Source organism: Synechococcus sp. PCC 6717, assembly GCF_022698185.1.
Taxonomy (GTDB): domain Bacteria; phylum Cyanobacteriota; class Cyanobacteriia; order Thermosynechococcales; family Thermosynechococcaceae; genus Thermosynechococcus; species Thermosynechococcus lividus.
In genome coordinates, this window is record NZ_JAKLTV010000006.1 from 92,920 (window position 1) to 117,771 (window position 24,852).

Genomic DNA, 24,852 nt, shown 5'->3' on the forward strand with positions numbered 1-24,852 from the left:
CAGAAGTTAGGCAGCTTGCCGCAGGGGCAGACTGAGGGGAATCTCGGCCATATAGACTTCGTGTTTGATGGCTAAACTGTTGAGATAACTAATTGGGTCATCCGCATTAAAGGTCGTGCCATCGAACAGTTGAATCGGGCCAGTACGGTACTTAATGTCCAGCAGTCCCAATTCCCGCGCCGCAGTGCTAAACACACTGACCCGGCACACCCGCTCCAGAACCTCAACCCAGTTGCGGGGAAAAGGGATGGTTCCCCAGCGGGCGATCTGGGTCATCATCCACAGGTGTTCAGTGCGGCTGGGGCGATTGACACCATCGCCAAAGAACAGGTGGTGCACCGAGGCACCGTGTTGATCCACCCCCAGTTCTAAATACGCGGGGTCAGTCGCGACATAAGCTTTGCGGCTCAGGAGTTGCTTAATTTCTTCACTGTTGGCCGGATCAGCGCAGTAGCGACAGGCATCCAGCAGGGCTTTAACTAGGGCGATGTGGGTATTGGGGTAGGCCATGGCCCAGTCTTCGCGCACGCCTAAGACCTTACCGGGGTGCCCTGCCCAAAGATCGACATCACTGGCAATGGTAAAACCAATCTGTTCTTTGGCGGCGCGTAAATTCCAAGGATCGCCAACACAGTAGCCATCAATACTGCCCGTCCGCAAATCTGCCACCATTTGCGCCGGTGGAATGGTTTGCAACAGTACATCCTGATCCGGATGGATCCCCCCCGCAGCCAGCCAGTAGCGCAGCAGTAGGTTATGCATCGATGCCGGATGTACCATGCCAAAACGGTGGAGGCGATCGCGACTCTGTAGCAGATAGCGCTGAAAGTCACTGAGGGTGACAATGCCCTGCTCAGCAAGTTCTTTTTTGAGGGTAATACCATTGCCATTCCGACTGAGGGTAAGGGCACTCACCACGGGCAACGGTCGCTCCTCATGGCCACCACAAGTCAGCCACACCGGCATCCCCGCCGGCATTTGGGCAGCATCTAAATACCCCGCAACAATCCCATCCACAATACCCCGCCAACTGCTCTCGCGCACCAGCGAGACTTCCTCAAGGCCGTGGTGAGCAAAGAAGCCTTTTTCGTAGGCAACTGCAATGGGTGCACAGGCCGTCAGGGGCACAAAGCCAATTTCCAGATTAATTTTTTCTAGACCATGGCGGGCGATCGCCGGCTTACGGCGAGCCTGCAACTGCTTCACCCGCTTCTGCTGGTTAAGAAAATAGATAATTTCACTGCGCAGGCTGTAGTAGCTAGGGTGCTCCACGACTGCCATCCGTTGCCGTGGCCGCGGAATATCCACGTTCAGAATGCCCCCAATTTTCGAGCCGGGGCCATTGGTGAGCATCACAATCCGATCTGAGAGCAACACCGCCTCATCGACATCGTGGGTGACCATCACCGCCGTGACCTGCTGACTCTCGCAGATCTGCATCAATTGCTCCTGCAAGTTCCCCCGTGTCAGCGCATCCAATGCTCCAAAGGGTTCATCCAGTAACAGCAATTTCGGCTGAATCGCCAAGGCACGGGCGATCGCCACCCGCTGTTTTTGCCCCCCCGACAGCATTGTCGGCGGCTTATGGGCATGGGGACGCAACCCCACCAGATCGATATAGGACTCAACCAGTTGCCGCCGCTCCACTGGGGTCAGATGCGCCAGCACCTCATCCACCGCCAAGGCAATGTTATCCCGTACCGAAAGCCACGGCAGCAGCGAATAGTTCTGAAACACCACCATGCGATCAGGGTCTGGCTGCCGCACCCGCTGGCCTTCGAGAGTCACCACCCCACTGGTCGGCAAATCTAGCCCTGCAATCATATTCAGCAACGTGGACTTACCACAGCCGGAATGCCCAATGAGCGAAATAAACTCCCCCTTTTTGATGGTTAGATCAATTCCCTTCAGGGCAACGTACTGGCCACCATTGCTGAGGTCAAAGACCTTTTCCACCTGATCAACCGCAACAAAAACCCCCATGGAACCCTCCTATCGGCTTGTCGGTGCAATTTTTGCTTGCAGGAACCCAACAGCCCGATCCAAGATCAGACCGATCGCTCCGATATAAACCACCGCCACAATAATTTCCGTGACATAGTTTTGCTGGTAGGCATCCCAGATAAAGAAGCCAATCCCCGCCACCCCAGACATGACAATTTCTGCAGCAATAATGGCTAACCACGCCAAGCCGATGGCAATCCGCAATCCCGTAAAGATGTAGGGCAGTGCCGAAGGCAAAAGCACTTTCAAAAAGAACGTCTTTTTCGAGAGGCGTAGCACCCGTGACACATTCTTATAGTCTTGCGGGATTTCTCGCACCCCAACAGCGGTATTGATCAAAATTGGCCAAATTGCCGTAATAAAAATCACAAAGATGGCTGCTGGTTCATTTTGCCGCAGCGCCGCGAGGGAAATAGGCACCCACGCCAAGGGAGCCACCATCCGCAGAAATTGGAAAATTGGATCAAGGGCTTTGTTGAGCACCTTACTAGTGCCCACCAAAATGCCAAGGCTAATTCCGGCCACCGCTGCCAAGCCATAGCCCTGAGCCACGCGGGTTAGGCTAATCAAGGTTTGCCGTGCCAACCCCTGATCCAGCGGACTATTGTAGTAAAACGGATGCAGAATAAGGTAGCGGCTCCGCTCATCCGCAAATACCTGTACAGGCCCCGGAAGTGCCAAGATTTTTGTGAATGAGAGAGCTTGCCACACAACTAAAAAGCCAATGACACCAACGATCGGCAGATAAAAATCTGCGCCCCGTTGACGCAAAAATTTAACGAAGGGATGGGTTGTGCCATTGCGACGCACCGATGCAACTGCCATAGATCGCTCCTGTTGAGTAACACATCAATCCTTAGGACTTGACTTTGATTTTCAGGCTGTCCAGGTAAGCTTGGGGATTTGCCGGGTCAAAGGTGACCCCATCGAAAAAGGTTTCCACGCCACGAGAGTCGCTGGTGGGAATGTCTGCTGCAGCAACGCCGAGTTCTTTAGCCGCTTCCCGCCACAGATCGGAGCGGTTCACCCGATCAATCATTTGTTTCATGTTGTCGAAATCCTTCAGCTTATCCGCATTGAAGCCCCAGCGCAGGTTTTCGGTTAAAAACCACAGATCATGACTCTTGTAAGGGAAAGAGATACTGTTACCGTTCGGATCCCGCCAGTAAAGGGGGCCAATGTTAAAGTCGTTAAATTTGGGTTGGCCATCCCCCATCGTGTAGGTTCCCTCGTAAGGTGGCGTGAGAATGTTACCGGGAATGTTGAAGTACTCACGGCGACCACAAATTTCAATTAATTCCGGACGGTTAGCTTTATCGTCACACCACTGCTGCGCCTCCATGACCGCTTTGAGGAGGGCTTTGGTGGCTTTGGGGTTTTGGTCAACCCAATCCGCTCGCACCGCTAGGTATTCCTCCGGATGGTAGGGCCACATTTGAGCTGTCAGGGTGGCCATAAAGCCAATATCGTCGCTGACAATGCGAAACGGCCAAGGGTCACCCGTACTAAAGGCATCCATGGTGCCATTGCGCATCCCCGCCACCGTTTCGGCAGGGGGCACCGCTAGCAGTTCAATGTCCCGATCCGGATCGATGCCATTGGCGGCAAACCAGTAACGGATCCATAGATCTTGGTTGGCTTGGGGAAAGGTGTAGGCCGCTTTGAATTTGCGGCCATTGTTGGCGGCAAACCCTTTGATGTACTCAGGATCTGCCATTTTTAGGTGAACTCCCTTACCCTTGTGACTGCCAGAGATCGCAATGCCGTTGCCCTGGGTGTTCAACTGCGCTAAGACGTACATCGGCATTTTCTGGTTGTTGAGGGTGATAATGCCTTCGCTAATGAGGTAGGGCATAGGCATCTGCCATTGGCCACCATCAATACCACCCCCGGCTGCGCCAATCACGACGTTATCCCGCGCACTGGCCCAGTTAGCCTGTTTGGAGAGTTCGGCATTGACCAACCCATGCTTGGCAAAAAAGCCCTTTTCCTTGGCAATAATGAGCGGGGCAGATTCAACAATGGGGATAAAGCCTAGCTTAATGGTATCGGTTTCAATATCAGCAGTGCTGCCCCCTGCTTGCTGGGAGGGGGATTCTGCTGGTGCACACCCCTTGAGGGCGATCGCCCCTACAGCAGTAGCCGTGGCAGTCATTAAAAAGCGACGACGTGACAATTGAGACATAGTCCAACCTATATCAAGAACCGTAAGATTAAATTGACAAAAAACGGTTTCCCCAGAGAGCACTGGGAAAAGTACAGTCGTTTGCGATGCACACACCCGGAAAACCGGATTGAAATCAATCTATCACTGTAGATGTAAAAAAAGATATATCTCTATTGGATAAGCTCGGCTAATTTTTTTTATTCCATAAATAAGTTGAACCAATTTTAGCCATTGCAGTTGACGGAAGACTCCCTAGCCTGATCTCCTGCGCTGCTGTTGGCTGGGGAAACGGTGACAGGTTCCCCGATTGGAATTCTACTGAACTCGATACCGATGTCCCCATTAGCTGGTAACGTGGTATGGAAGCCATCCAATGGCGAAGCAGTATTGATTTCAGCACGGTTAGCATGAGAGTCCTCGTAATTGGCGGTGATGGTTATTGTGGCTGGGCAACGGCGCTTTACCTTTCAAATCGCGGGCATGACGTGGCTATTTTAGATAGTCTGATTCGGCGGCATTGGGATGCAGAACTGTGCGTAGAAACCTTGACTCCTATTGCCCCCATTCAGCATCGCCTACAGCGCTGGCACGATTTAACCGGCAAGAAAATTGATCTTTACGTGGGCGATATTTGTAACTACACATTTCTTGAGCGGGCAATGCAGGCATTCCAGCCTGATGCGGTGGTTCACTTTGGTGAGCAACGGTCTGCCCCCTATTCTATGATTGATCGCGAACACGCGGTGTTAACGCAAGTCAATAATGTGGTGGGCACCCTCAACCTGCTCTATGCCATCCAAACCCATAACCCTGAATGCCACTTAGTTAAACTGGGCACGATGGGCGAGTATGGCACCCCCAACATCGATATTGAAGAAGGTTACATTACCATTGAGCACAATGGCCGCAAGGATACCCTGCCCTATCCCAAGCAGCCCGGCAGCTTCTACCACCTCAGTAAGGTGCACGATAGCCACAATATCCATTTTGCCTGTCGCATTTGGGGGTTGCGAGCCACTGACTTGAACCAAGGGGTGGTCTATGGTGTGCTCACCGAAGAAACAGGGATGGATGAGTTACTGATTAACCGTCTTGACTACGATGGCATTTTTGGCACCGCCTTAAACCGCTTCTGTATTCAAGCGGCCATTGGGCATCCCTTGACGGTCTATGGGAAAGGCGGGCAAACCCGCGGCTTCCTCGATATTCGCGACACCGTGCGCTGTATTGAGTTGGCTGTGAATCAACCGGCAGCCCAAGGCGAGTTCCGAGTACTCAACCAGTTTACAGAGCAGTTTAGTATCGGTGATCTGGCTCATAAAGTACAGGAAGCAGGGAAAGCCCTAGGCCTGAAGGTGGAGATTAACCACCTTGAGAACCCCCGTGTTGAAAAAGAAGAGCACTACTTCAACGCCAAGAATACTAAGCTGCTGGATCTGGGGCTGCAACCCCACTACCTCTCCGATTCGCTGCTAGACTCCCTCTTAAATATTGCGATTAAGTACAAAGAGCGAGTGGATGCGAACCACATCTTGCCTAAAGTAAAGTGGCGCCCCTAGTTGCTAGACCTTACAGCACGGTTTTGATCCGCTGTTAAAACCGAAAGATGGCCTGCTAGAATTGCTTATTATTTTCGTCTTTGCACGATATTTTAGTGATTCTTCGAGGCTCTCCATGGCTCAGTTGGCGATCGCTCCAGTGCTATTTCACTTGGCGTTTCCCGTTAGTAATATTCCCGAAACTAAAGCATTTTATGTGGAGGGGCTGGGGTGCGAGCCTGGGCGCGAAAACCCCCATTGTCTGATCATGAAGCTCTATGGCCATCAGTTGGTGGCTCACGTTACCTCGGAGCCGTTAACACCGCCCAGTAGCATCTATCCCCGACATTTTGGCCTCATCTTTTTGGCAGAGGCCGATTGGCAGAACCTGCGCGATCGCGTTGTCGCCAAGGAGTTAGGGTTTTATCAGCCACCGCGCACCCGGTTTGTGAACACACCGCTTGAGCATAAAACCTTCTTTTTGGCCGACCCATTTCATAATTTAATTGAGATCAAATTTTATCGCCACGCAGAGGCTATTTTTGGCAACCGCGATCAGCACGCCGTGGGAGACACACCTTTAATATCCACACCCTAGGGGTGGCGCTGTGGCTCATTTGATCCTTTACAGTAAACCCGGCTGTCACCTTTGTGAAGGACTGCAAGAAAAGCTGGAATCCCTAACAGCAAAAGGGTTTTCCTTAGAAGTTCGGGACATTACTCAGCAACCGGAGTGGCAGCAAGCGTACGAATACGATGTTCCCGTATTGTACTTGGTGGTTGAGGGTCAAACCCTTGGCGTGCCGCGATTTTCCCCCCGACTCAGCGCCGCGGAAATTGAGCGCCGCCTACAACGACTTGCGTTAGAGCGGAGTCATTAAGGGCATAATCGGCATAGCGATGCCAAATCCTTTGAGGACTGAACAAATGGACTTAGGAGCCATGCTATTTCGTGGGCGCGAACTGAACGTGACCCAGCAGTTTGCCGTGATTGGTCTAGGGCGCTTTGGCCGTGGCGTTTGTGGTACTCTACACGACTCCGGTTATGAAGTCTTGGGTACCGATAATCAGGAGCGTTTAGTCAACCAAGTCTTGCAAGATCGCCTTGTTAACCATGCGATCCAGTTAGATTCTACGGATCCACAATCTCTGAAAGAAGCTGGGTTATTTGAGTTTGAAACCGTCATTGTTGCCATTGGCAACCACCTCGATGCCAGTATTATTACCACCCTGAATCTCAAAGAGGCTGGCGTGCCCAAGGTCATTGCGAAGGCCTCTTCAGAGGTTCATAAAAAACTCCTAGAACGGGTGGGGGCAGATTTGGTGGTGTTTCCTGAGTATGAAGCAGGGTGTGAATTAGCGCGATCGCTGACACGTCCGGCGATTCTTGACTCCTTAGCCCTAGATCCTGAAAAAAGCATTATTGAGGTCAAAGTACCAGATGCCTTCCATAACAAAACGATTATGGAAGTAGGACTCCGCAGCCGCTATGGTCTGAACCTCATTGCCCTGCGCTGCGATCAAAAATTTGAAATTATTCCTGACCCTAACCAAAAACTCAAGCGAGGGGACATCATGGTTGTCATTGGTGCTAACACTGACATTGATCGCTTTTTGAGTAGTCACCACGTTACTTGACAGCGCTAGTGCCTCAGTCTCCCTTTTATCGTTGGTCGCCGCCAGCGCGGGTTGTAGCTCTTCTCTCGCTCATGTTTGGCATTAGTAGCTTGCAAACCCCTAATAGCTTAGGCGTTGCCTCGGTTGTGGTTGTGCTGTGCTGTGTTGCTAGTCAAGTGTCGTGGCGGCAGTTTGCTCACCGCTTGCGTCACTCCCGTTTTTTCTTGATCGGACTTTGGGTATTTCTGCCCTTGGGTGGCGATGGCTCCCCCCCCCTAGGGTGGATTTCCACCACAGGGCTACAGGTGGCCTGTCTTCTCTCGTGGCGGTTCATCCTCTGCCTAGCGCTAGCAGTGACCCTCCTCGAGACGCTCACCTTTAGCCAATGGTTGGCCGTCTGTCGCTGGTGCTACTTACCATCGCTGCTTACCGATACCTTGGCGTTGACCTATCGTTATCTGTTTGAGTTAGAGTTTTTGCTTTCACAGATGCAGCAGGCTCTTTTTTTGCGTGGTTTTCGCCTACATTGGCAACGACTGGGGGCGTGGGCACAACTGATTGGCGCCTTTCTCATTCGTACTGAAGAACGGGCGCAGCACATTTATCTGGCCATGCGTTTGCGGGGCTACGGCCTACGGGGGCAGATGCGTCCCACCTTTGCAGATGCTGCCCCTTGGAGTTGGGGATTGACGGGTATCGTGCTCCTTGGGGTGGGGGTACTCATTGGATGGGATAGTGGCTGGCTAGAGCGGCAGTTACGGTGATTCTTACTGACTAGCGGCCTGAAGGCGCTAAGGCTGCGCAGCTTCCATACTAGTGGCTGCCATTCCTTTGGTGGCGGCAAGTTTAGCAACTTCTTGATCGGTGAGCATGGTGTAGTCTCCATAGCAACAAAAAACGTTTCTCTCACCCCTAGGAGCAGTCGCTTTGTGTTCGAGGGGTAACACTTGGTTTTATTGCACAACTATTCCTTGAGTGACCGGAGGTCTAGACGCTTGGGCTTTAGCGTTATTGGAAGGCTGCTACTCGCTTATTATAATCGAGAGTATCTTAAGAGTTGTGTTGTGGGAGGGTGTTAGCCAGTACCTTGAGGGCACAGAGGATGGCTGCACTGCGTCAATCCATGGCAGCGCATTCATATAGATAGTGCTAAGGGTTCCCATCGATTTAGTGGCCACATAAAGGGTGTGAAGACGGACGGCCTATGGTTGGGTTACGCTACGGGTTGTTAAGTATGGCGGTGCTGGCTAGCCTGTGGGTGGCACCCGTCAAGGCACAGGAGCAACGTCCGCTTGAATCCATTGATTCGGTTGATCTCGTTGATTTCGTCGATGCAGTGGACTATGGGCTGACTGTGGTGGCGGGCGATCGCCTTGCCCAAGCGATGCCATCGTTGCCCCAGTCCCAAGGCTCGGCCATTGATTTATTGCCTTCAGCGCCAGCCCCTGCACCACCGGACCCCGTTGTGGAGGAATCCCCTGCCCCCTTACCTTCTATGGCAGATATTAAGGGCGATCGCCCCCCGACAGAGGAGAGTGAGGTAGAGGGCACGATCGAGCCTGCGACACCGGAGCGCAGTGCTGAGCAAGCGGCTCGCGAAAGACGCTTAGCCATCTTGATGGAGGGCGATCGCCACTTCCAAGCGGGCGACCTTACCCTTGCCAGAACCTATTACCAAAAAGCAAAAGCAGAGACTAATTTACCACCACCGCGCTTCACGCCGCCAGCCATCCTTGAAATTAGCCAACTGCCCCCCGCCGCCCAAATTTATTGGCGCGAAGTCCAAGGGGGATCGCAACTGTACAGTGCCCAGTCTGTACCGTTGCGGCTTCTCGTTGAGCAGTTTCCTGAATTTATTCCCGCACACGTTAAACTCGCTGAATTTTTATTCCAGCAAGGGTCTCGGCAGGAAGCTCACGCTCAGCTTGAGCAAGCCACCAGCCTCTATCCCGACCAACCAGAGCTGCAGCGCGCCCTTGTTGCGTCTTACGATCGCCAAAAACAATGGCTAGAAGCGGCACTGACCGCCCGCCGTTTTGCCATTCTGAACCCCGACCATCCCGCTGCGCCTGAATTTGAGCACCTAGCCGCCGAGCGAATGCAGCGATTTCGCCGTCAAGTTCAAGGCCAGCTGCGCGAAAGTATGATTGTTGGTGCCCTGACGGGCTTAGTGGGGGTGGCTATTACCGGTAACCCCCTCCTCTCCCTTGACTCCATTCAAATGATGGCCTTAATGATGCAGGGGGAAGCGGCCATTGGTGCCTCTGCCGCCCGGCAAATTAGCCGTCAAGTGAAGCTTTTAGACGATCCCGATGTCCAAGCCTACGTCAATGAGGTGGGGCAGAAACTGGCCAATGTGGCTGGACGGAATGAGTTTGAGTACGAGTTTTTCATTATCAACGATGATAGTCTGAATGCCTTTGCCTTACCCGGGGGCAAAATTTTCATTCACTCAGGCGCCATCCTCAAAGCCAACACCGAAGCAGAGCTAGCGGGGCTGCTGGCTCACGAACTTGCCCACGCTGTCTTGTCCCATGGGTTTCGATTGGTGACCCAAGGCACGGCTACAGCCAACTTAACTCGCCTGCTGCCTGTGGGGGGCTACATTACAGGGCTGCTGGTCACAAGCTACAGCCGTGACATGGAGCGGGAGGCGGATATTTTAGGAACCCGCATCCTTGCCCGGGCTGGCTATGCTGCCGATGGCTTACTAAACTTGATGCACACCCTCCAAAAAGAGTACCGCAACCAAGAACCGTCCTTGCCATGGTTTTCCACCCACCCACCCACCGCCGAGCGGATTCGCTATATTCGTGGTCTGATGCGGGAGCAGAACTACACCCCCTTTGCCTTTGAAGGGGTTGAACGCCATCAACAGATTCAAGCCCACCTGCGCAGCATTTTGCAGCCTGCGAACCCGAAAACGCCCCAACAGCAGACTGCGGCAGAGCCAACCCTCACACCGACCTCATCGCGGTAAACTGGTAAGAGTATTCACCAAAATATTTTTTCATCGATAAGATAGCAACATCACAAAGCGCTAAATTATTCCGACGTTTTTTATCTGCCCCTATGGATGCCTCGGCCAATCGTCCCGATACCTACGTTCCGCATCTGCAATCCCCAACACGCTCCTCAGGAGAGTCGCAACGGGGTTTCATGCGGCCAACGGAACTGATTCTTGCTGCCCCGACACCACGGTTGCTGTTTCACTCTATCTATATACAGCGATCCATTGTGCTGGATCAGTTACCCAGGTGGCGCATTGGCCGCAGTAAAGACTGTGATATTGTCATGCCCGATCGCTGGTGCTCTCGTGCTCATATTGCCATTGAACGCCAACCGGATCATCGCTACCGGCTGATGGATCTCAAGAGTATGAACGGCACATTTATTGGCAATAGCCGCATTCAGGGAACTCATATCCTCCACCACGGCGATCGCATTGCGATTGGAGAGTCTGAACTCGAATACATCGATCTGCGGGATGCCCCCAGCCCTCACCCCTATACCGATCACTCCCATGAAAGCTATGGCCAAGCCACCGTGTTGATGACCCATTCCTCGCGCACCCAAGGGGAAATGTGGCGGGAACTCCTCAACTCTCAGGGGATTTCCACAATTTGGGCGACCTCCCACTTTGAGCTGGAGAAAATTATTGCCCACGTTGAGTCCCTCAATTGCAAAATCAGTCTGCTGTTGTTAGACTTGGGGATGCCGAAAACAAATCCCTATGACTTTTGTCGCCAGTACCGTCAGTCGTACCCAGAGATGCAGGTGATTTTACTTAGTGGGATGCGCACCCGGGTACACGAATCAGAGTGCAAGTGGGCGGTGAATCAAGGGGCAATGGCGCTGTTTGCGGGGTTGCCCCGGGAAAATATGTTTGCTGATCTGACCAGTATCACAGAACGGTTGCAAATCATTTCAAAGACGATTAATTGGCCGTACCTGAATGCCGAAGCGCTGACCAGCACGCTGTTGAAATTACAGGATAGTATCGATGCAGAAATATCGGGCTTGGTGCTCTAAGGCTGCACGGGGAGATTGGCGGTGTTACATTCAGTAGCAGTGGTGTTTTTAGCAATAACGAACATTGGTTCCTACAGGTTTAGCGATTAGTGCCCTAGAAAAGTCGTTGGTGCGTTTGGAGTGGCCGTGTCTGTGCCAGCAGTTGGCCACKTTTGCCGCCACAAAGCGTGGGATGCGTCAGCTTCAGTCCGGCGATATTTTGGCGGGGACGCAAGCCGCCAGTGAGGTGCTCTTGGCGCAAACGAGGGAGATCATTGCGCTAGAGACAACGTACCAAGGGCGGTTAGATTTTAGTTTGGTGACGGATATTGAGCCTTACCTAGAGCGGCTGCAACATCGCGGCTGTTTACTGGGCAACGAGTTGTTGGCGATCGCCCACGTGTTAACCACGGCTCGCCAGCAGCGACGGCACATCGATGCCCACCCCCTCCTTGTGGAATTGAATCGCCTTGTCAGTGGCTTGCGCACCTATCCAGAGGTCAGCCAGGAAATTCACCGCTGTATTACCGATCAAGGAGAGGTGAGCGATCGCGCCAGTCCTGAGCTTGCCGCCATTCGCCAACAGCAACGTCAGGCTCGTGCCACGTTGCATAGGGCTTTGCAACAGATTGTGCAACGGCGCGCCACCGCTTTGCAAGACGCCGTAATTACCCAGCGTCGCGATCGCCATGTCCTCGCCGTTAAGGCCACCCACAAAGATCACGTTCCCGGCATTATCCATGACCTCTCCGCCAGTGGTGCCACCCTCTACATTGAGCCGCAGGAAACCATTGAGCTACAAAACCGCTTACAACAGTTAGGGCATCAAGAAGCAGAAGCAGAGCGAGCGGTCTGTCAAGCCCTCTCGGATCAGTTGGCAACGATGACGGATGACCTGTGGTACATCCTTGACGTGCTGACGGCGCTGGACATGGCCGTGGCGCGTGCCCACTATAGCCTGTGGCTTGAGGGCAGTTGCCCCGAATTTTGCGATACGGCCTCCCTGCGGCTACAGCAGCTACGGCACCCACTGTTGGTGTGGCAGCACCACCACGAACAGGGGCAAGCGGTTGTGCCTATTGATGTGGACATTCCCGCCAGCATTGCCGTAGTCACCCTGACCGGTCCCAATACTGGCGGCAAAACCGCCACCCTGAAAACGGTGGGACTCGCGGCCTTAATGGCTAAAGCGGGCTTGTATATTCCGGCTGCCGCCACCCCCCAATTGCCGTGGTTTAGTGGCGTGTGGGCAGATATTGGCGATGAGCAATCCTTGGCTCAGAATCTTTCGACCTTTTCCAGTCACATCTGCAACATTCGCGATATTTTAACGGAGTTGGATGTAGCAGGGGGAGCTACCCTCGTCTTGTTAGATGAGGTGGGGGCAGGCACAGATCCAAGCGAAGGAACGGCCTTGGCGATCGCCCTGCTGCGGTACTTGGCGGATCATGCCACCCTCACCCTAGCAACCACCCACTATGGCGAACTCAAAGCCCTGAAGTACCAAGACTCCCGATTTGAAAATGCCTCCGTCGAGTTTGACGAACAGACCCTTGCTCCAACTTATCGCCTGCTGTGGGGGATTCCCGGCCAGTCGAATGCGCTGGCGATCGCCCATCGTTTGGGGTTGCACGAGAGCGTCATTGAAGGAGCCAAAAAACTCCTAGCAGGAGATACAGGTTCAGTCAATCAAATGATTGCTGGGCTGGTGGATCAACGGCAAGAACAAGCAGCAAAAATCAGCGCCGTCACGCAGTTACTACAGGAGACCGAGCACCTGCATCAGGAGGTCGAGCGCAAAGCGAAAGAACTGCGGCAGCGGGAACAGCAATTGCGACAGCACCAAGAGGAACAAGTGCGCAGCAGTATTGTTGCCGCCCAAAAGGAAATTGCAAAGGTGATTGCCCAACTGCAACAGGCCGCCAGTCCCGAACAGATCAAGAGCGCCCAAACTGCCCTTGACCACATTGCCCAGACCTATCTACCACCACCTGCCCCCAGTGGATTTATCCCCCAACCGGGCGATCGCGTTCGCTTACCCCAGTGGCAACAGGTCGGCGAAGTCCTGAGTGTTAGCCAGCAGGGCGATATTGTCGTGCAACTTGGGCAGCTAAAACTGGCGGTGCCCCCCCACGCCGTTGAATCCCTCAGCGGCGAACCCGTCCAGCCCCCCGTCAAAGCCAAATCCGCGAGCATCAGCCCCCCTACCCAAAGTGCCCCAGCCATCCGCACTGAGTCCCGTACCCTAGACTTGCGGGGCAAACGCCTGCGGGATGCAGAACCCCTCCTAGAGGAATTTTTGAACCGTCAACAGGGAACAGTATGGATTATTCACGGTCACGGCAGTGGTGCACTGCGGCAGTTTGTCCATGAGTTTTTGTCCCACCATCCCAGTGTTCAGAGCTATGAACTCGCCGCTCCCGAAGAGGGCGGGCGGGGCGTAACGGTGGTGCAGCTATAGGAGAGCAAATAGATCATGCAACAACGCATTTGTGAGATTGTCCGCCACGGCGAAGCTGGCACTCAGGTCACCGTCAAAGGCTGGATTCGCACCAAACGAGAACTGAAGGAATGCACCTTTGTTAACGTCAACGATGGCTCATTGCTAGCGGGCTTGCAGGTAGTGATTCCCCACACGCTTGAGGGATACGCCGACCTGATCAAGCACTTAACCACAGGAGCCGCTGCTGAATTTAGCGGTGAGCTTGTCCCTTCCCCCGGCAAAAACCAACGGATTGAACTCCACGCCAGTTATATCCATGTATGGGGCACAGCGGATCCCGACACCTACCCCCTGCAAAAGAAACGCCATAGCTTTGAGTTTTTGCGCACCATTAGTCACTTGCGCCCCCGCACCAACACTATCGGTGCCGTGATGCGCATCCGCAATGCTTGTGCTACCGCCATTCATCAATTCTTTCAAGAACGGGGCTTTCTCTGGGTGCACACCCCCATTATCACCGCCAGCGACTGCGAAGGAGCCGGAGAACTCTTTACCGTCACGAGCCTGAATCTAGCCGCCCCACCCAGAACGCCTACGGGAGCGGTGGACTTTAGCCAAGACTTCTTTGGTCGCCATGCCTACCTCACCGTAAGTGGCCAACTAGAGGCAGAAATTATGGCCACTGCCTTTAGTCAGGTCTATACCTTTGGACCAACCTTTCGGGCTGAGAATTCTAACACCTCGCGCCACCTAGCCGAATTTTGGATGGTAGAGCCAGAGATGGCCTTCTGTGATCTGCAAGGGGATATGGATCTGGCTGAAGCCTTCTTGCAATATGTGTTTCGCTACGTCCTTGAGCACTGTCCCGACGATCTGGCCTTCTTTCAGGAGCGGGTGGACAACACCGTCATGGCCACAGCACAGCAGATGGCGAGCCAAGCCTTTGCCCGCTTGAGTTATACCGAAGCTATTCACCTGTTAGAAAGCAGTGGTCGTCCCTTTGAGTTTCCAGTGGCGTGGGGTCTAGATCTACAATCAGAGCACGAGCGCTACCTTGCCGAAGAGTACTGCCGCCGTCCGGTCATTGTCTATGACTATCCTGCTAACATCAAAGCCTTTTATATGCGCTTGAATGACGATGGTAAGACCGTCGCGGCCATGGATGTGCTTGCCCCCAAAATTGGCGAAATTATTGGTGGTTCCCAGCGGGAGGAACGCTACGATGTGTTGCACAGCCGGATTACCGAGCAGGGGCTAGATCCAGCGCCCTACTGGTGGTACTTGGACTTGCGCCGCTTTGGCAGCGTCCCCCACGCCGGATTTGGGTTAGGTTTTGAGCGCCTAGTGCAATTTATGACAGGAATGGATAACATCCGCGATGTCATTCCCTTTCCCCGCACCCCCGGCAATGCCGAGTTTTGAGGAACCCTGTTTGTGACGCCTGAATTTTGGAACGATGTTCTAGAGACCTGCGCGCAGATGCAAACCATTGTTGCCCCCCGTCTGATGGAATGGGCAGGGCAGTCTTCTATAGAGCACAAAGCCGACGGCAGCTTAGTGACCCGCGCGGATCTGTGGGCAGACCAAAAAATCCGTGAACTTCTTCAGGAGGTGTTTCCAACCCATGCTTATCTGACTGAGGAAGGCAACCACACCTATCAAGGTGAGCCATGGTGCTGGATTATTGACCCCATCGATGGCACGACCAACTATAGCCATGGGTTGCCGATCTGGTGCATTGCCCTGAGTTTGCTCTATCAAGGTATGCCGATCTTTGGCTATGTCCATGTTCCACCCCTAGGACAAACCTTCCACGGCTATTATCATGCCCCCGGCCACCCCAATGGGGCATTTTTGAATGGGCAGCGAATCGGGGTGAAGCTAGCTGAGCCTAACCAGCACGCGTTTTTTAGCCTTTGTGCCCGCAGCACTGAGGTTCTGAAGCGATCGTTTCCGTGCAAAATTCGCATGTTGGGGTCTGCCAGCTACAACCTATTGACCGTAGCGGTGGGCTATACCCTTGGTGCGGTGGAGCGCACCCCCCACATCTGGGATATTGCCCCAGCTTGGCCAATTCTCCACGCAGCGGGAGCAGACTGGCGCTGGCTGAATGCTCCGATGCTAGGGCAAAAACCATTTCCCCTCACCACCAATGAAGATACCAACCACCGTACATTTCATACATTAGTAAGTGCCAACACTAGTCTTGGCAAATTTTTCTCAGCCTATATTCTTCCAAACACTTTGAATAGGGGTACCTGACATTGCATAGGGGTATTATGGCTGCCACGTTACAAACATTACCGAAATCTTGGCCGAGCGGCTCTAAACACAGCTTCTGCCTCCGGAGTGCCGACAAATCGCCAATGCCAAGGTTCGTACATCACTCCTTGGCGGTTATTTTCGGGAAATGAAAGCTCAAAACCAAACTCACGACCATGACTGTTCAGCCACTCAAAGGCCTTGGTATTGTTGACTTCTCCCCTCCTTGAAAGAGAGGGGATTCCCAAAGGATGCTACGCAACGGGCTGAAGCCGCGTTGCTTCGCTTTTCCCTTGAGCTGTCACCCACAACTTAATGCGGGTGGGGGCAGTCAAAGACCCCCTACTCACCTCAAGCATTTCTGCTATTGGGACTACGTTTATGTTTCGGTTCGTGGTTTCGCGCTTTTTAACACTAGCCAATTCGATACGCTCAACATCCTGCCATTGCTTGCAGTGGTTTAGGCTTGCCGCCAAAGCGGTAGTGACTTACTTGCCGGGATTTCTCCGTACTAGGATGTTTCTTCGCGTAGTTGATACGCCTACTTTCCACGTCTCTAGTTTAACACATAGAGAGGGCTAAAGCCCCCTGAGTTGGCTGTATCCCCTCGCTAAAGCGGAGGGGTTTTAGCCCGCCCACATCACTCCTATAACGCCTGATGCACTAGCAGCAGTCACTGAGAAGCCCGCACGCTATACGTCAGCATGAGTGTCCGGAGTATGTCACTGAGAGCAGATCCGCTACCTTCTAGTTACGACTAGTTACGATGATTATTGTGGTATGGAATCCGTGCGCCTGCCCACGCTAATTTTTCCCGCAGGGTTTGATAAAACGAATAATGATCGCGCAGCAGAATAAAGCGGGCTTGGCAATCAGCCATCGACACCTGCACTCGCTGCCCCGGCCAAATGGAGGTAGCCATGACCCCATCCATCCATAGTTTGGTATTAAGGCTATGATCCTCCAGCGGCCAAATACTCACGAGAGAGCGCGACGGTAAGACAATGGGACGACTAGAGAGACTCAGGGGGCAAATGGGGGTGACCACCAAGGCTTCCATGCCGGGGTGCACGATGGGACCGTTGGCCGCTACGGTGTAGCAGGTGGATCCGGTGGGAGTGGCCACCAGAAGGCCATCTCCTTGGTACTGATCGACCACATCGCCATCAATTTCCATTTCCAGAATGGCGGTAATCATGCGATCCGCTGAGGCGGGTTTGATGCACATTTCATTGAGGGCATAGTAGCGATCGCCCACGGGTTCGGCGTTGGGTTTTGGGCCTTCAAACACTTGCGCTTGCAGCATCATCCGTTGCTGCATCGCGTACTCATCCCGCTCTAGGCGATCCCAAACGGTTTCCAACTCCGCAAACAGATCAAAAGGTTCGGTTAAGAATCCCAAATGCCCACCAACATTGACCGCAAGAATCGGAACTCCTGGAGCGGCCAAGTGCCGTGCTGCGGCTAGGGAGGTGCCATCTCCGCCTAAGACAATGGCCAGATCAATAGGGTCTGTGACGGAGGCCATAAAAACGGGATAGGGATTATCTCGCGGACCGCTTGGTCCCACGAGCACCCGTGCCCCTCGCTGTTGCAGTTGTCGCACCACCCGATCGGCCCAGTCTTTACTTTGGCGATCGCCCGCCTTGTGTACTACGATCACTTGGTTTAACTGCATCCAGCTTGGCCTACTCCTCGCCTAGGTTTTTCACCTCTTTGACAATACGCGCTAGCTCAGTCTTTTCATCCACAGAAATACGGGTGGGGGTACCGCTGATAATCCCTTCAAAATTGCGGAAGGAGTCGCGAATTTCTGCACCTTTCTCTGTAATCACATACTCACGAATCCCCTTGTCATGCCAAGAACCACGCATCTTAAAGACATTAATAGCTCGCGACATTTCACCGCGAATTTCTACGTACTGCAATAGCAAAATCGTATCCGTAATCGTAGAAATATGGGACTCAGTAATGGAGTTAGACCCCATGAACTGGTCAGTGGTGTTTGTAAAGAACCCCGTGATCTCTTCCTGCTTGGCAAACCCTGTGACCCCAATCACAAACTGGCGGAAGGCATTATTACTGACACCGCGATCTAAGGCCGAAAGGGAGTCAATCGCCACCCGCGACGGCTTAAAGTCAGCGATTTCCGACTTGATAATTTGCAAGTGATCCTCTAAGCCGGCGGATTCAGGATAGGCACAGACAATACGCAGTAACCCTCGCTCCTCGAGTTCCTCAAAGTCAATCCCCCACGAAGAGGCATTGCGCGACAGCTGCGCCCGCGACTCTTCGTAGGCAAACAGCAGAGCACGCTCGCCCTGTTGGCACCCTGTCTCTAAAAACTTACTGACCAAGAGGGTTTTGCCTGTACCCGTGGCTCCTGTTGCCAGAATAATCGAATCTTTGAAGAAGCCGCCCCCACACATTTCATCGAGGGTCTTGACCCCAGAGGACACCCGGGCATTAGAGGATCGCTGTGTCAAACGCATGGCTCCTAAGGGAAAGATATTAATGCCATTGTTAATGGTGAAGGGATATTCTCCCTTCATGTGGGTGGTACCCCGCAACTTGAGGATTTCTGCGGTTCGCCGCCGCCGCTCTCCCTCTAGGACATTGCGCAAAATCACCACATTATCAGAAACAAATTCTTCGACCCCAAAGCGGGCAACCGAACCATACTCATCAATCCGCTCCGTGGTCATGATGGTCGTTACGCCCAACTGCTTTAAGCGAAAGGCTAAACGAAAAATTTCCCGACGTACAACCGAGGCGGCATCGTATTGTTGAAAGACTGCGGTCACCGAGTCAATTGAAACCCGGGTGGCTTTGTACTTACGGATGGCATACTGAATGCGTTCAATCAGCGCCGATAGGTCAAAATCGCCGGCAACATCTTGGCCATCGGGATCGGGGGAAGCATCGAGAATGAAGAGTTTGCCCTGATCAATTAACCCCTGTAGATCCCAGCCAAAGCTCAGGGCATTCTTGATGATGTCGTTAGGAGACTCTTCAAAGGTGACGAAAACACCCGGCTCATTAAAGATCGTAATGCCATTGTAGAGAAACTGCACTGCAAAAAGCGTTTTGCCTGTGCCAGAGGTACCGCTGACTAAGGTTGTGCGCCCTTGAGGTAAGCCACCATGGCTAATGTCATCAAATCCCTCCACCATTGTGCGGATCTTCTTGACTTCGGTGGCGATCGCTGGTTTTGAACTGATCTGATTTTCAGGGGTATCTGTGCTCATAGAGGTCTAGGTACGCACTCGCTAAATAAATTCCAACAAACAGAACAGAAGGGCGATCGGGATCAGGTGAGATCATCAGCTTGATCACTGATCTCTTCGTATAGTAAATCAAGGCCAATGAGAACTTTTTCTCGATCCGAGAGATCGCCAATAATGCGCCGCACGGGTGGCGGCAACACCTTTGCCAAGGTGGGGGTTGCCAGAATTTTATCTTCCTCCGCAAGCTGGGGGTTTTTCAGCACGTCAATAACTTTCAGGGCATAGACTCCCTTAAATTCTTTTTCAAGAATATTATTCAAGGTTTTCAGTGCACGTACCGAATTAGGGGTATTACCGGCAACGTAAAGTTTTAGCACATAGGTTTTCCGCAGTGGTGTCATCAGGGTTATACCTCACGCGGAATTGAGCGACGGTACATTTCACATAGATGGGCAATGACATCAATTAACGTTAGACGATAATCCAGCAGAATATCCTCACTACGGCCTTCAAGCTTGAGTTGCTTGGCAAAACTGTCCATGAGTTCAACGTGGAGTTCTATCACTTGGGAGACTGAAATATCAGCAAAGAATGCTTTACTAACAAACTCGTCGATATGTTCATTCGTCTTGGCTTCAGCGCTAAAGTACTCCAGAATAATCGTACGATAAATCGCACGCAGTTCATCTAGGAGCCTGCGTTTCTCGGTGCTGGACATCCGCCGAAAAAAGAACTGCGTGTCTCGCTTGTAATACACGCCCAAGTATCCCAGCCGCTCCTTGAGCTTCTGCGACAGGCGGTGCTGCGGATCTTGACCGCTGCTGTCTTGCAAAGCAGGCATACGAAACATGACGTGGGGGGGCACCGCACAACCCGGACAGAGCTTGACAAAGGCAGTAATGGCCTCCTCGATCACCTGATTGAGTCGATGCAGTTCTACTGCCGACAAGAGAATTTCTGCAACATGATAGTGCGGGCCAACGGGTAACGATGCACCCTGCTCTGGGAAGACAATAACTGCTGGCAATAAGGTTGCGCTGTGGTGCAGATACTTAATAATTTGCGCTGTGGTCTCTGCCCATTCTAGAATTAAACAGGCAACACTGTGGCGGTGCTGCTCTAAATACGTACAGAACTCCGCATCGTTGGCAAAATAAACCAGCTCATCAATTCCAGAGTTATGGAAGCGGACTAACTCTTGAGCGATGGTGGGCGAGTAAACTAAGCCACAAATTGTGAGTGCGGTTGACTGCGCCACGACGATTTAAGAGTTGAGTGTACACTTAGTAGCATCCTATCATTTTCCCGTTGACGATAGCAGGGTGCCCTAAAGCCTAGTCAAGATTTTCTTGCAGCGGTCAGAATAACCTATGGATCACCTGTATCTTCAGACGTTTGGTGAGGTCGCTGTAACTGTAGCGATGGGGCTACCGCTGGCAGAGGTGCACCGTCTGTGGCAAGAAACATTACCAGAAATCATGATCATTGTTGACAACGCCTCAGTGCCTATCGGTGTCGTCCACGGCTGGCGCTTAGCGTTGAGTTTAAGCTACGACGGCACAGTAGCGACTCTACCGGTCGGTCGGGTGAGTGGATCTTGGCGATCGCCGTTAACCACATTGCCTGCAACTTGGTCACTGCGGCAGTTTCAGCATTGGGTCTCTCAGCAAGCCCAGATACCTGCCTATATTGCCCTCGTGGATGAGCAGCAGCGGTTTGTTAGCCTCCTTGATCAGCAACGACTCCTCCACTACTGGGCGGGACAACCACACTTACCTTGGGTTGAGGTACTGGCACAATTACCCCTGCCCTTGCAAATTCAAGCCTCAAATGGCTCAGTTCTTTGGCAAAATACGGCGTGGCTCACGCACTTGGGAACTACTCCTGCGGCTCAGCAACAATTGACAGGGATGAGTTGCCAACAGGTGGGGGAGCGATCGCCTTGGCAACTGTGCTCTGTCCCCCTTTACTTGAGCCAGCCAGAGGTTGCCACCCTCAACGGTGAGACAGCTCCCGCCATCGCAACCGTTGCATCTGCTGTAGAGCCGTACTGGCTCTTTTTTGCCCAAGCTGCCAGCCACCTCACGACTACACCGCCAAACCGTATTAATGAACTGCGTCTTTTGCAGCAGAAACGCTTTTTACTCAGCCTTGGCCATGAACTTAAAAACCCCCTCACCGCCGTGCTGAGTTTAACCCAGTTACTCTGGCAAACGTCTCAGCCCCAGCAACAGGATTACGTTGCTCTCATTCAGCGCAGTGGCTGGCAAATGAATCGGCTCATTCAGGCATGGCAGGACTATACCCGCGCTCTTTGGCGGGAGATGGAATTGCAATGGGAGGCGGTGGAGCTGGCGAACCTATGGTTTCGCGCCCATGAGTTAGCAGGACATCTTTATGAAGCACAGTTCCCCGACCTCTCCTTACAGTGGCAGATAGACATCTCCTTGGCTGACATTTACCTGTATGGGGATGCACTACGGCTGCGCCATATCTTTGCCCATCTCATTGGTTGGGTGGCACTCAGCCGGGGCGATCGCCGTGGGGTACGTCTATGCCAATGGCAAGAGTGGCTCGTTGTGCAATTGTGGGAAGAAGGCGGTGGCATTCCCCTCACTTACCATGAACGCCTATTGCACCAATGCCTTGAAGACTACGCAGAAGTCACCATGGGGCTAATGCTCGCCCATCAACTGACTCGCCTACATAATGGCGAACTCTCCTTTATTGCTCAACCCGATCAGTACAGCGAATGGAGTGTGCTGCTGCCCTTGGCCAGTGATCTCAGTATTCCTGTACCCAACGCCCGACATATCATCCTGCTTGTGAGTAACGATGCCGAGTGGCTGATGACCGTTGTCAAGGCTCTTAAGCAGCAAGATTATGGCTATGTTGTGGCTCGCCAGCCTCTAGAAGCCCTCGATAAACTAGAGCAACTGCATCCCAGCGCTATTGTTATCCGCGCCGCCACCGGTTTGGTCTTAGCAGAGGTGACCGAAGTGCTCACGAGCGCCGACCATAGCGAAACGATTCCCATGATGATCATTGCTGATGAGTCGCCTCCCTGTGCTCTCCCGGGGCTGGTGCAGCAACTACCAACTCAGAGTTCAACGGCTCTACTAATGGAGGTTTTGGAGCGGTGGTGCTATCCACGGCTAAATCCAGTGGCGGCAAATCCCCCAAGTCACGAGCCAGCAAGCACTCAAACAGTACTAGGGCTGGGGCTATCGCGAGAATTACCCCTCCCCTATGTACGGCTCCTCGAAGCCGATGATCTGGAACAGGCAGACCTAGTCGCCGACATTTGGCAACCCGACGTTCTGATCTGGGACTTACCCCTTATCCAAGTCCCCCGCCTAGCCGATCACCCCAAGCTCATGCGCTTGCCGATTATCACCCTAGATGAGGAGATCAGCCGTGCCTTACATAGCCTTGGCAATACATTGGTCTTTCCGTGTTTAGACCTCGCTGACCTTGTGGCGGTCGTTAGCCTCGCAGCAACGGTAAAACCTTACAGTTGACTGAGCACTGTCCGCGCTGCAGCAATAGTGCGCTCAATATCAGCTTCTGTGTGGGCAAGGGAGGTAAAGCCTGCCTCAAACTGGGATGGCGCAAGATAAATGCCCTGTTCCAACATACCGCGGTGAAAGGCGGCAAATTTCTTGAGGTCTGCTGTTTTGGCTTGCTCGTAGTTTGTAACCGGCCCCGCCGTGAAAAACAGACCAAACATACCGCTAATGTGGCCGCCACAAACGGCGTGGCCAAATTCTTGAGCCGCCTCCAGTAGCCCGCTGATCAATTTACCCGTGAGGTGATCCAACTGCGCATAGGTACCTGGACGACTCAGCAGTTCAAGGGTTTTGATACCGGCGGTCATGGCTAAGGGGTTGCCTGAGAGGGTTCCCGCTTGATAAACCGGCCCCGCTGGGGCAACCATTTTCATAATGTCGGCACGGCCCCCATAGGCACCCACGGGTAGCCCCCCGCCAATGACTTTACCAAGGGTAGTGAGATCTGGGATGATGCCGAATTTCTCTTGGGCACCACCGTAGGCAATCCGGAACCCGGTCATCACTTCATCAAACACTAACAGGGCACCGTACTGCGTTGTGAGTTCCCGCAGCCCTTCTAAAAAGCCCGCATCCGGAGGGATAAACCCCGCATTGCCTACAACGGGTTCTAAAATCACACCGGCAATATCCTCAGGATACTCTTGGAAGAGACGGCTGACGGCCTCTAAGTCATTGTAGGGGGCAGTCAGCGTTGCGGCGGTTACCGCTTTCGGCACGCCCGGAGAGTCAGGAAGACCAAGGGTGGCAACTCCAGATCCTGCCTTGACAAGGAACATGTCCGCATGACCGTGGTAGCAGCCTTCAAACTTAATCACTTTTTCGCGCTGAGTATAGGCACGCATCAAGCGCAGTACGGCCATACAGGCTTCGGTTCCAGAATTGACAAAGCGTACCATTTCAACGCTGGGAACTGCCGAGATGACCATTTCGGCCAAAATATTTTCTAAAATGCAGGGGGCACCAAAACTGGTGCCTTTTTCAAGGGCGGCATGAAGTGCATTAATCACCTCAGGGTGAGCATGACCCACAATGGCAGGTCCCCATGTGCCAACGTAATCGATGTACTGGTTGCCATCCACATCCCAAATGTGGGCACCTTTAACGTGGTCAAAGACAATGGGCTGACCGCCAACCGATTTGAAGGCGCGAACCGGAGAGCTGACACCGCCGGGCATTAATTTCTGGGCAGCGGCAAAAATCTCTTGTGATTTAGTGGTTTGCAAAGCAGTGGTGGTCAACGTTAACTCCCTTCACGCATTGGGTTGCTCGAATTATTATAAGCAATCACCTGTCCCCCACTCTAGGCGGAATCCTGTTGCATTTGTTTACAATTTGCTGCTCTATTTTGGGTGCTCTTGGGCGGGGCAAAGACCTCAGAAGCGGGTCAAAATATACAGCAGGGTAAACAGAATAATCCAAATAACATCTACGAAGTGCCAGTAGATTTCTGCCATGGCCACCCCAGTGTGTTGATGGGCACTGTAATGGCCGGGGCGGCGCGATCGCCACAGTACCCCTAAAATGAGCAATACGCCAATCAGGACATGGAGACCGTGAAACCCAGTCATGACGTAGAAGCAATTAGAAAATATGTTGGTGCGGAGGCCATAGCCAAGGTTGAGGTACTCATAGACTTGGCCAGCTAAAAAGACCAGTCCCATAGCGGCTGTGATCCAGTACCACTTGCGCATCCCCTGAACATCATCCTTTTTAATGGCAACGTCGCCGTAGTGGATGACAAAACTACTAGAGATGAGAATGATGGTGTTAATTGTTGGCACCAGTAGTTCTACCTCTGTGCCTTCTGGCGGCCACTGCTCATTTAAGCCCCGCAGCAGTAAGTAGGCAGCAAACAAGCCGCCAAACATCAAAGACTCAGAAATTAGAAATACCAACAAGCCCAATACCCGAAAATCGGGATGCTCGTGGTGATGGTCAATAACACCCCGTGTCTCTTGGGACTCAACAGTACCTTGCATGGCGATCGCTCCTAGGGTCTAAACCATCCGAT

General features: G+C 52.8%; 21 protein-coding genes. 11 read left to right on the plus strand and 10 right to left on the minus strand.

Going from position 1 to position 24,852, the window contains the following annotated elements; genetic code table 11:
* Window positions 1-6 precede the first annotated feature (6 nt).
* The 3 genes from L5470_RS06175 to L5470_RS06185 are packed head-to-tail and all read right to left on the minus strand — an operon-like array spanning window position 7 to window position 4,189.
* Entirely contained in the window at window positions 7-1,983 is a 1,977-nt protein-coding gene (locus L5470_RS06175) for an ABC transporter ATP-binding/substrate-binding protein (RefSeq protein ID WP_499498848.1), read from the minus strand.
* Between the two features lie 9 nt (window positions 1,984-1,992).
* Window positions 1,993-2,829 (minus strand): nitrate ABC transporter permease, encoded by an 837-nt coding sequence (ntrB, locus tag L5470_RS06180; RefSeq protein ID WP_499498850.1) that lies wholly within the window; start codon window positions 2,827-2,829, stop codon window positions 1,993-1,995.
* A 31-nt stretch (window positions 2,830-2,860) separates the two neighbouring features.
* On the minus strand, window positions 2,861-4,189 hold the full coding sequence (locus L5470_RS06185) for a CmpA/NrtA family ABC transporter substrate-binding protein (protein WP_499498852.1): 1,329 nt from the start codon (window positions 4,187-4,189) through the stop codon (window positions 2,861-2,863).
* A 389-nt stretch (window positions 4,190-4,578) separates the two neighbouring features.
* Here L5470_RS06185 and L5470_RS06190 point away from each other — a divergent pair, with 389 nt between their 5' ends.
* From L5470_RS06190 to L5470_RS06235, 10 genes are all read left to right on the plus strand, one after another.
* Window positions 4,579-5,730 carry an NAD-dependent epimerase/dehydratase family protein gene (locus L5470_RS06190; RefSeq protein ID WP_499498854.1) on the plus strand — a complete coding sequence of 384 codons (1,152 nt, stop codon included), beginning with the start codon at window positions 4,579-4,581 and terminating at the stop codon, window positions 5,728-5,730.
* A gap of 115 nt (window positions 5,731-5,845) precedes the next feature.
* A complete protein-coding gene (locus L5470_RS06195; RefSeq protein WP_099799213.1) occupies window positions 5,846-6,307 on the plus strand; it encodes a VOC family protein in 462 nt (153 codons plus the stop codon).
* Between the two features lie 10 nt (window positions 6,308-6,317).
* Complete coding sequence (locus tag L5470_RS06200) at window positions 6,318-6,590, plus strand: glutaredoxin family protein (protein ID WP_448526685.1); 273 nt, start codon at window positions 6,318-6,320, stop codon at window positions 6,588-6,590.
* Window positions 6,591-6,621: 31 nt separating this feature from the next.
* The gene (locus L5470_RS06205) at window positions 6,622-7,347 is read left to right on the plus strand and encodes a potassium channel family protein (RefSeq protein ID WP_499498856.1); all 726 of its coding nucleotides are present in this window, start codon (window positions 6,622-6,624) and stop codon (window positions 7,345-7,347) included.
* An 8-nt stretch (window positions 7,348-7,355) separates the two neighbouring features.
* Window positions 7,356-8,090 carry an energy-coupling factor transporter transmembrane component T family protein gene (locus tag L5470_RS06210; protein WP_448526686.1) on the plus strand — a complete coding sequence of 245 codons (735 nt, stop codon included), beginning with the start codon at window positions 7,356-7,358 and terminating at the stop codon, window positions 8,088-8,090.
* 440 nt (window positions 8,091-8,530) lie between these two features.
* Window positions 8,531-10,306, plus strand: a complete 1,776-nt coding sequence (locus tag L5470_RS06215; RefSeq protein WP_499498857.1) for a M48 family metallopeptidase — start codon at window positions 8,531-8,533, stop codon at window positions 10,304-10,306.
* A gap of 92 nt (window positions 10,307-10,398) precedes the next feature.
* The gene (locus L5470_RS06220) at window positions 10,399-11,358 is read left to right on the plus strand and encodes an FHA domain-containing protein (protein WP_099799209.1); all 960 of its coding nucleotides are present in this window, start codon (window positions 10,399-10,401) and stop codon (window positions 11,356-11,358) included.
* Between the two features lie 64 nt (window positions 11,359-11,422).
* Window positions 11,423-13,798 carry an endonuclease MutS2 gene (locus L5470_RS06225; protein WP_499498858.1) on the plus strand — a complete coding sequence of 792 codons (2,376 nt, stop codon included), beginning with the start codon at window positions 11,423-11,425 and terminating at the stop codon, window positions 13,796-13,798.
* Window positions 13,799-13,810: 12 nt separating this feature from the next.
* Window positions 13,811-15,202, plus strand: a complete 1,392-nt coding sequence (asnS, locus tag L5470_RS06230) for an asparagine--tRNA ligase (RefSeq protein ID WP_499498870.1) — start codon at window positions 13,811-13,813, stop codon at window positions 15,200-15,202.
* A gap of 12 nt (window positions 15,203-15,214) precedes the next feature.
* Window positions 15,215-16,042 (plus strand): inositol monophosphatase family protein, encoded by an 828-nt coding sequence (locus tag L5470_RS06235; RefSeq protein ID WP_499498859.1) that lies wholly within the window; start codon window positions 15,215-15,217, stop codon window positions 16,040-16,042.
* 38 nt (window positions 16,043-16,080) lie between these two features.
* Here the strand turns inward: L5470_RS06235 and L5470_RS06240 are convergent, their stop codons facing one another.
* From L5470_RS06240 to L5470_RS06260, 5 genes are all read right to left on the minus strand, one after another.
* A complete protein-coding gene (locus L5470_RS06240; RefSeq protein WP_099799205.1) occupies window positions 16,081-16,290 on the minus strand; it encodes a D-alanyl-D-alanine carboxypeptidase family protein in 210 nt (69 codons plus the stop codon).
* A 509-nt stretch (window positions 16,291-16,799) separates the two neighbouring features.
* Entirely contained in the window at window positions 16,800-17,720 is a 921-nt protein-coding gene (locus tag L5470_RS06245; RefSeq protein ID WP_099797676.1) for an NAD(+) kinase, read from the minus strand.
* Window positions 17,721-17,730: 10 nt separating this feature from the next.
* Entirely contained in the window at window positions 17,731-19,290 is a 1,560-nt protein-coding gene (gene kaiC / locus L5470_RS06250) for a circadian clock protein KaiC (RefSeq protein ID WP_499498860.1), read from the minus strand.
* A 62-nt stretch (window positions 19,291-19,352) separates the two neighbouring features.
* Window positions 19,353-19,670, minus strand: a complete 318-nt coding sequence (gene kaiB / locus L5470_RS06255) for a circadian clock protein KaiB (protein ID WP_448513874.1) — start codon at window positions 19,668-19,670, stop codon at window positions 19,353-19,355.
* 5 nt (window positions 19,671-19,675) lie between these two features.
* Window positions 19,676-20,527, minus strand: a complete 852-nt coding sequence (locus tag L5470_RS06260) for a circadian clock protein KaiA (protein WP_099797679.1) — start codon at window positions 20,525-20,527, stop codon at window positions 19,676-19,678.
* A 112-nt stretch (window positions 20,528-20,639) separates the two neighbouring features.
* On the opposite strand from L5470_RS06260, the gene L5470_RS06265 reads away from it, so the two are divergent.
* The gene (locus L5470_RS06265) at window positions 20,640-22,790 is read left to right on the plus strand and encodes an ATP-binding response regulator (protein WP_499498862.1); all 2,151 of its coding nucleotides are present in this window, start codon (window positions 20,640-20,642) and stop codon (window positions 22,788-22,790) included.
* Here L5470_RS06265 and hemL read toward each other — a convergent pair.
* Window positions 22,781-24,016 carry a glutamate-1-semialdehyde 2,1-aminomutase gene (gene hemL, locus L5470_RS06270; RefSeq protein ID WP_499498872.1) on the minus strand — a complete coding sequence of 412 codons (1,236 nt, stop codon included), beginning with the start codon at window positions 24,014-24,016 and terminating at the stop codon, window positions 22,781-22,783. The two genes, L5470_RS06265 and hemL, sit on opposite strands and share 10 nt — an antisense overlap.
* Window positions 24,017-24,214: 198 nt before the next feature.
* Window positions 24,215-24,820: a cytochrome c oxidase subunit 3 gene (locus L5470_RS06275; protein WP_099797682.1), complete on the minus strand. Its 606-nt coding sequence runs from the start codon at window positions 24,818-24,820 to the stop codon at window positions 24,215-24,217.
* Window positions 24,821-24,852 lie beyond the last annotated feature (32 nt).

Excerpts from the sequence above, each read along its gene's own strand:
- L5470_RS06265 (WP_499498862.1), top strand. The coding sequence starts at position 20,640 with ATGGATCACCTGTATCTTCAGACGTTTGGTGAGGTCGCTGTAACTGTA.
- L5470_RS06215 (WP_499498857.1), top strand. The coding sequence starts at position 8,531 with ATGGTTGGGTTACGCTACGGGTTGTTAAGTATGGCGGTGCTGGCTAGC.
- ntrB (WP_499498850.1), bottom strand. The coding sequence starts at position 2,829 with ATGGCAGTTGCATCGGTGCGTCGCAATGGCACAACCCATCCCTTCGTT.
- hemL (WP_499498872.1), bottom strand. The coding sequence starts at position 24,016 with ATGCCCGGCGGTGTCAGCTCTCCGGTTCGCGCCTTCAAATCGGTTGGC.
- L5470_RS06175 (WP_499498848.1), bottom strand. The coding sequence starts at position 1,983 with ATGGGGGTTTTTGTTGCGGTTGATCAGGTGGAAAAGGTCTTTGACCTC.
- L5470_RS06185 (WP_499498852.1), bottom strand. The coding sequence starts at position 4,189 with ATGTCTCAATTGTCACGTCGTCGCTTTTTAATGACTGCCACGGCTACT.
- L5470_RS06195 (WP_099799213.1), top strand. The coding sequence starts at position 5,846 with ATGGCTCAGTTGGCGATCGCTCCAGTGCTATTTCACTTGGCGTTTCCC.
- L5470_RS06220 (WP_099799209.1), top strand. The coding sequence starts at position 10,399 with ATGGATGCCTCGGCCAATCGTCCCGATACCTACGTTCCGCATCTGCAA.
- kaiC (WP_499498860.1), bottom strand. The coding sequence starts at position 19,290 with ATGAGCACAGATACCCCTGAAAATCAGATCAGTTCAAAACCAGCGATC.
- L5470_RS06275 (WP_099797682.1), bottom strand. The coding sequence starts at position 24,820 with ATGCAAGGTACTGTTGAGTCCCAAGAGACACGGGGTGTTATTGACCAT.
- L5470_RS06245 (WP_099797676.1), bottom strand. The coding sequence starts at position 17,720 with ATGCAGTTAAACCAAGTGATCGTAGTACACAAGGCGGGCGATCGCCAA.
- kaiB (WP_448513874.1), bottom strand. The coding sequence starts at position 19,670 with ATGACACCACTGCGGAAAACCTATGTGCTAAAACTTTACGTTGCCGGT.
- L5470_RS06190 (WP_499498854.1), top strand. The coding sequence starts at position 4,579 with ATGAGAGTCCTCGTAATTGGCGGTGATGGTTATTGTGGCTGGGCAACG.